At 42.2% G+C, this 6533-nt stretch carries 7 protein-coding genes and 1 pseudogene; 3 read left to right on the forward strand and 5 right to left on the reverse strand.

Features of this window, described 5'->3' with window-relative positions:
- Positions 1 to 64: 64 nt before the first annotated feature.
- Positions 65 to 925, reverse strand: a complete 861-nt coding sequence (locus ABIN22_RS23230) for a hypothetical protein (RefSeq protein ID WP_227129505.1) — start codon at positions 923 to 925, stop codon at positions 65 to 67.
- Positions 926 to 1551: 626 nt separating this feature from the next.
- Here ABIN22_RS23230 and ABIN22_RS23235 point away from each other — a divergent pair.
- Positions 1552 to 1722 (forward strand): Arc family DNA-binding protein, encoded by a 171-nt coding sequence (locus ABIN22_RS23235; RefSeq protein ID WP_002569620.1) that lies wholly within the window; start codon positions 1552 to 1554, stop codon positions 1720 to 1722.
- On the opposite strand, the pseudogene ABIN22_RS23240 reads toward ABIN22_RS23235, so the two are convergent.
- A pseudogene (locus tag ABIN22_RS23240) lies at positions 1664 to 2166 on the reverse strand (recombinase family protein). The gene ABIN22_RS23235 and the pseudogene ABIN22_RS23240 overlap by 59 nt on opposite strands.
- Positions 2167 to 2699: 533 nt before the next feature.
- Positions 2700 to 3074: a hypothetical protein gene (locus ABIN22_RS23245; protein ID WP_002590599.1), complete on the reverse strand. Its 375-nt coding sequence runs from the start codon at positions 3072 to 3074 to the stop codon at positions 2700 to 2702.
- 182 nt (positions 3075 to 3256) lie between these two features.
- Between ABIN22_RS23245 and lepB the strand changes: the two genes are divergently transcribed.
- The gene (gene lepB / locus ABIN22_RS23250; protein ID WP_227129508.1) at positions 3257 to 3823 is read left to right on the forward strand and encodes a signal peptidase I; all 567 of its coding nucleotides are present in this window, start codon (positions 3257 to 3259) and stop codon (positions 3821 to 3823) included.
- Positions 3824 to 3856: 33 nt separating this feature from the next.
- On the opposite strand, the gene ABIN22_RS23255 is transcribed toward lepB, so the two are convergent.
- Entirely contained in the window at positions 3857 to 4666 is an 810-nt protein-coding gene (locus tag ABIN22_RS23255; protein WP_227129509.1) for a hypothetical protein, read from the reverse strand.
- A 125-nt stretch (positions 4667 to 4791) separates the two neighbouring features.
- Between ABIN22_RS23255 and ABIN22_RS23260 the strand changes: the two genes are divergently transcribed.
- Positions 4792 to 5559, forward strand: a complete 768-nt coding sequence (locus tag ABIN22_RS23260; RefSeq protein WP_238054782.1) for a DUF3795 domain-containing protein — start codon at positions 4792 to 4794, stop codon at positions 5557 to 5559.
- A 219-nt stretch (positions 5560 to 5778) separates the two neighbouring features.
- Here ABIN22_RS23260 and ABIN22_RS23265 read toward each other — a convergent pair whose 3' ends face one another.
- Complete coding sequence (locus ABIN22_RS23265) at positions 5779 to 6153, reverse strand: desulfoferrodoxin family protein (protein WP_002569626.1); 375 nt, start codon at positions 6151 to 6153, stop codon at positions 5779 to 5781.
- Positions 6154 to 6533 lie beyond the last annotated feature (380 nt).

Genomic DNA, 6533 nt, shown 5'->3' on the forward strand with positions numbered 1-6533 from the left:
GCAGAGGAGCAAAAAAGGCCAGGGATATGTCCCCAGCCGTATAACCTTCTTTTAATTTCCCAAATCATCCAAACGACTCCTGATTACTGATTATATCAATGTAATAGCCAATATCATCTGACTTATTCCTATAAAGCTTCATGTAAAAAGTCCCTGTACGCAATATCTTATTTGTAACAACATTAGTTTTTTCGTATTTCAATTTCATATACAAAAAAGTTCCATCAGAACTCTGTTCACAGTCAGTAATTTTATACTTATTTACTTTTTCAAAAGGTATTCCTTTTAATTCGCCCTGCTCTGATTGTGGTATGTTTTCAGGATTCAGACCTATATTAAACACTGCGTAAAAGTCGTCAAGCGTCTTGTCTCGGTCAAAATACCCTATTCCATCTTCTATACGCAATGGAACAAACATTGTAGTTATATCAGGATTATTTAAATGTTTCTCTGTATCCGCAGCCAGAAGGGAATTCATTAATTTCTGCCTGTCCTCATACATTAAATACCGGAGCTGTCCATATGTAAAAGACGGAACATAAAATTGATCTTCGTATAGGTTCAAAAGGCCTTCGGCAGCATCTTTGAAAATCTCTTCCTGATATGAATTCAACGAATACATGTGTCGTACAAATCCCAGCTTCCACGCACCGTTTTTATCAACTGTATAGCCGTCCGGCGTAACTGTATCACTCAGCATACGTCCTGTATCATCAAAATAATAGCACTCGGCAATTCCATCGTCATTACCATCAATCCACATCCATGTGGATATGGGAAATGTTCCGTCTCCATTATCATACCACCATGCGGATACATCCCCGTCAATTCCTTGTTTCCAAGTTCCTGCATATGCTTCCCATATTAAGGTGCCCGAAAAAAGCATCGAAAGTGTAATCATAGCGATCCATTTTTTTACTGTCATCCTTTATTTTCCTTTCTCCATATAGCGGTAACTCAAAATTATATATATGAATTATAACATATCTACAAAATAAAAAGAACTGCCTTCCAACCAGAAAACAGCTAGAAAACAGTCCCTCTCAACCAATTTATCATTTTACAAGTCATTCCACAAATAATAAGCTACTCAACTAATCCCTTTGCGCATAACACCCCATAGTCAAACATTTTCATGCACAAATATTCTGTAATTAATTCATAGCTATTTATGATAACCTCTATGTCCTTATCTTCTTCTCCGTCCGCCCCCAACCTTTGGCATAGGCGCTGATAAACACTCATTATCTCTGTATATGCCTGTTCACACACTTTTCCCTCTGAGAATTCATTGAGAATTCATCCTTCACATACTTACACTCTTCAGGCGGATTATCTTTAAAGTCTAACTTCCCATTCATCAAATCATAAATTAGTTTTTTGTACTCCTCCATAGTTCCCCCATTTATATTTTAAATAATATCACTATAAGCATAATTTTACCCCGTTTCTCCCATAATTATATTACGCCGTCATTATGCCGTCAATCAATATTTAGCCGTCATTTTGACTTTATAATGAGGTCATATGACTTATATGGAGGTAACACGCATGACTAACGAAATAGCAAAATTCACCTTACGCACTGATTCCGAATTAATGAAAAAATTACGGATTGTAGCTGATTATAATGGTCGTTCTGCCAATCGTGAGTTGGAAGTGCTTATAAAAAACCATGTTGCTGAATTTGAGAAGAAGCATGGAACAATAGACCTAAATTAATACCCCAGACATAAAAGAAGGAACTGAATTCCCATGTTGGGAACCTGTTCCTTCTATATGTGTCCGTATTAATATGTGGCTCTTTCAAAAACACAAGGTTGACTCCCTTGGTAAATAATTCCTCATATAGAGAAAAACCTTCCTCTGCATTCCTGGACATCCTGGAAAATGAATCAAATATAATCGTATCTCCTGTTTGAATTTTGAGAGTATCTTATCCAGCCCTTTTCTACCCCCAGATTTTGTTCCTGTAAAAATCTCTTTCACAATGATGGCAAAGGGATAAGCAGCCAGTATACTCCTTACCTGTCTTTCTACATTCTGTTCCCCTGTTGATATTCTACAATACCCATATTCTTTGTTCATGTAATCATCCCTTTTAGTATTACTTTTCACGGTCATTATTACTGTTACTATAATTATTATACCATACCAGAAGGGCATTTCCTTTAATTTGTCAACAGGTCCATAATATCTGTTTCTCTCTCAGCTGTTTAACACTTGAACAAACGCTCCATCCGAAATTGTATAGATATTATAGATAACACTATCCCATGTTGACCAAAGCTCCAGATTGGTTTCGATCACTTCAGGAATGAGTTCACCAACACCGTTCTCATCTATATCTTGTTTGCAATACAATCTTTTACAGAGCCTATGAAATCCTCATAATCTGCACACCACCACGAAACAATATACTCCCCCCACAGCATTCTGCCCAACCCCGGAATGTATTGTCCGTGAGCAAATGTGAAACATGATTATCCACCAAAAAAGTACACAAAATAAGCTTTCAACTCCAACAAAGTTTGTGCACACTTTTTCGACAACAGGTGATACTATAATAGACGTAACCCCCCCAATACATTATATAGTTTTTGCTACACCCCATAAAAAACGAAATACCTTCTCCTAAAATGGCCAGTTCCCCGACTGGCCATTTTACTTTGTTTTTTACATTGTCCACCGGGCATACTCTAATATGGCGTTTCATCATCCAGCAGCTGAATCCGGAGCACATCACTGACCTGAGCCGGAGATATCTCCAAAACTTCTCCGGTATAAGTGACTGATACGGTATTCCCTGCCCTCAAATCCTTCAGCGTTATGGGAACACCTCTCCATATAAGCTCTGTTTTATCTCCCACTGCCAGTTCAAAGGTCCCGCGTCCATTGATATCATTTATCTCCAATCCCTGAACCAGAAGGCGGTTTTCCCTTATCTCCTCGATGACAGCATAAAATGTGGTTCCAACCAGTGGTTGGACGCTCCTTCTTCCCCCATAGTAGCCGCCGGCCGCGGCTAACAGAACAGCCAGTATAATGCTTACAGTATGTACAATCCGTTTCATATTCCACTCCCTTTGCTTCATTCTTATTCATAGAATAACATTACAGGAAGATTTTTTTAATAAATAAACTATTAATTATTCTTACGTATTGGCAAATACTAAAGACTTTATAAGACGTTAATGCTAAACTGGTAAATAACATTTATCCGATTCAAATATGATTTATTATAAAGGAGACTTCCATGAACACATCAGCAAAAAGCGAACATACCGGAAACTCCGGCTTTAAAAAGGAGGTTCTGGAGTGGGTCAAAATTCTGTTGGCCGCTGCTGCCATTGCCTTTGTCCTCAATACCTTTGTCATCGCCAACAGCTACATTCCTTCCGGTTCCATGGAGAATACCATTATGACAGGTGACCGGATCATCGGTTCCAGGCTTTCATACGCCTTCGGAGCGCAGCCTCAGAGGGGGGATATCGTACTCTTTGACCACAAAGCGGAGCCGGGCAAGGACAAGACCCGGCTGGTAAAGCGAATCATAGGACTTCCGGGGGAAACCGTGGATATCCGGGATAATCAAATATACATCAATCAGTCGGACACTCCTCTGGATGAGCCATATCTTCCGGAACCCATGGACTCAGAGAACTATCATTTCCAGGTTCCGGAAGGCTGCTATCTCATGCTGGGTGACAACAGGAATCATTCCAGGGATGCCCGGGACTGGTCAGACCCCTATGTTCCGGAGGAAGCCATAACTGCCAAGGCATTATTCCGCTATTTTCCAGGAATACGCTGGATTTCCTAACCCTCATTACTGATACAGACAATGAAAAATACGTTACTGATAAATATGATTAACCTTCCAGGCCCCTCCAAACTGATACATGGACAGGCCGGAATCCCCTCCCAGCTGCGCTCCGGCATTTCCAACTGCCTGCAGCCCGGATGCGTCCGTGGCAGTAACCGAATTACAGAGACGGTCCGTAAACAGCCTGCCGCCGCATTTGGAAATGAAGCTGGCAGCATCACTATATTCCGCTGATGTCCCATCCTCGTAAATTACATTCACCGGATAACTGCAAATCCTGGAAAGAGTTTCAATATCTCTGTACGAAAAGCATTTCTGGACTGTAGTGGCTGCTTCTTCCAGGTTTCCAATTTTGAGGGCCCCTGAATCGCTGCCAGCCTGGCTGTTGTAATCACTGTATATGTTGTTGATCTTCCATTTTCCTCCAAATTTAAACAGACTCAGACCTGCATCGCCGCCCATCTGTACTCCTGCATTCCCCACTTCCTTTAACTTTGAAACATCTGTGGATGAGATGGCAGACTTCATTCCCTCTGTGAAAACGGGACCGGACCCCAGCGCCAGCAGCTCTGATTTGCTTTTAAGTTCAGTCAATTCGCCGGATGCATATGATATGGTAAGAGGAAAGCTGCATAAATCCGCCAATGCATTCAGGTCTTGTTTCTTAAATGCGGATTTTATCCTGGAAGCCGCGTCCTTGATTTTTTTCTGTCCCTCCCGTCTCTGCTTTGCGGAATAAGCAGCCGCGGGTTTTTGGGATGCAGCATACACAGGCATTGCGGGAACTGCGTTTGCAAGAGCCAGTGTACAGATGGTAATGACAGCTAAATGTTTTTTCATGGTAAATCTCCTTTTCGTCTTAATTATTTTAAGTTCCATACGGGTTCATACAATTAGACGGGAGAGCTTTCATAAAAGTTGCACATAGTAAAAATAAGTTTCAGATAAACAGATGAGGTGTATTCATGGAAAGAGAAAAGGGCATTGCATACTGCGGGCTTGCCTGCTGTGTGTGCAGCGAAAATGTTCTTTGTCCTGGCTGCCGCAGCGGCGGCTGCCCGGGCAGAGAAACCTGCAAACCATTTAACTGCTGCATAAAAAACAGATGGGAAGGATGCTGGGAATGTCCTCAGTTCCCCTGCAGTGCTGCCATCTTGCAAAAAACCAGGATTCAGGTATTTGCAGATTTTGCTAAGGAATATGGCATGGACTCCCTGATAGATGCCCTGGAGAAAAACCAATACCGCGGTGTTGTATATCATTATCCCAATTTGCTGATGGGAGATTATGATAGTTTGAGCAGCAAACAGGAAATTCTGCATCTCCTGCTGAATGGACCGCAAGACCGTATAAAAGGCGGCATTTTTATGCAATCATTCATACCGTGGCTTGACCGTATAATGGCCGGCCCCCTGCCGGAGGAAATCATTGCCGTCAACTTTAATCTCTATGATGACGGAGACAGCTGCTGGTCCATGGAGTTCATCGGAACCCGCAGCTTCGACGCGTATGACCCGGACTGGGCCTGTGACGAAGTATTTACTTCCCGTGACAGCATTCTCCACTGGGTACAAAATACCGGCTGGCAGCAGGTGCTGGAGGATACGGTACATACAATACGTGCTTATCTGGCAAATGGAACATACGCCGGCAGGCTAAAGGCGTATCAGGGAATCGGCACAGGGTTTGTTGATGGGGATATCGTCATTCTGTATGAAACTCCCAAAGAATAGCAAAGAACAGGCTGGCAATACGCGTATATAAAACAAACAGCATTTCGTGCCGTATCGGCCCAAAATGCTGTTTGTCTATGTTTGTCTATGCCCGGCTATGTCTGTTTACGCCCGGTTATGTTCGTTTATTCCCGGTTATGTCCGTTCGTATTATGCTGCGCCAGACAGCTCTGCACACCTTTTGGCTAGAAATTCCGGCAGGTTCCCGGCAGAATCAGATTAAGGTTCTGCCTTCCACAAACCATGCAGGTTGCAATATGCGTATGCAGCCTCTGCCTCATCTCCTTCACAGAGCATAAACTCTGCCTGCGGCTTCTGTCCCGGCTGCAGCTCTTTTCTCTGATTTCCCTGTCTGGTAGCCAGAGCAATCCACTGGATATAGTGTTCCGGAATCATGGGGTGCTCGGCTGAGCCTACTGTGACTGTGACCTTAGACCCATCTATCTGAATGACAGGCACATGCTTTTCAACTGCTGCATCTGTGGTGTTTGGAACCAGTTCCTGCATCTTTTCCCCACAACAGACAACCGGGACACCGCTGCTCTTCACATAGGCAATTATGTTGCCGCAGTGATTACAAATATAAAATTTCATGTTGTACCTCCTTTTTTATGTATGGTCTGAATCCAGTCTACCACAATTCTGTCTTATTGCAAGACAATGGAGGAAAATTAACAATAGCATAACAGCTATAACGGCCGTAATCAGGCCCTAATCAGCATGATGCTTAGTCCTGCCTGTCTATTCACAAACTTCTCACATTCTGTTCATAAATCCGTTACAGAATCATAAAATTCTCCTCACATTTTATGGATATACTAATTTATGTAAAGAGCTAATGCTAATAAAACTTTTTTTCATAATACTCGGCCGGAGGGATGTAATCCTTCCGGCCTCCTCCTTTTCCTTCAACTTTCTGGATTCTTTTTACTATCCCGGCATATGATAATTAAAAAAGGATATTTTTTTATGAA

It is taken from the genome of Faecalicatena orotica (genome assembly GCF_905197545.1).
GTDB classification, from domain to species: Bacteria; Bacillota; Clostridia; order Lachnospirales; family Lachnospiraceae; genus Faecalicatena_A; species Faecalicatena_A orotica.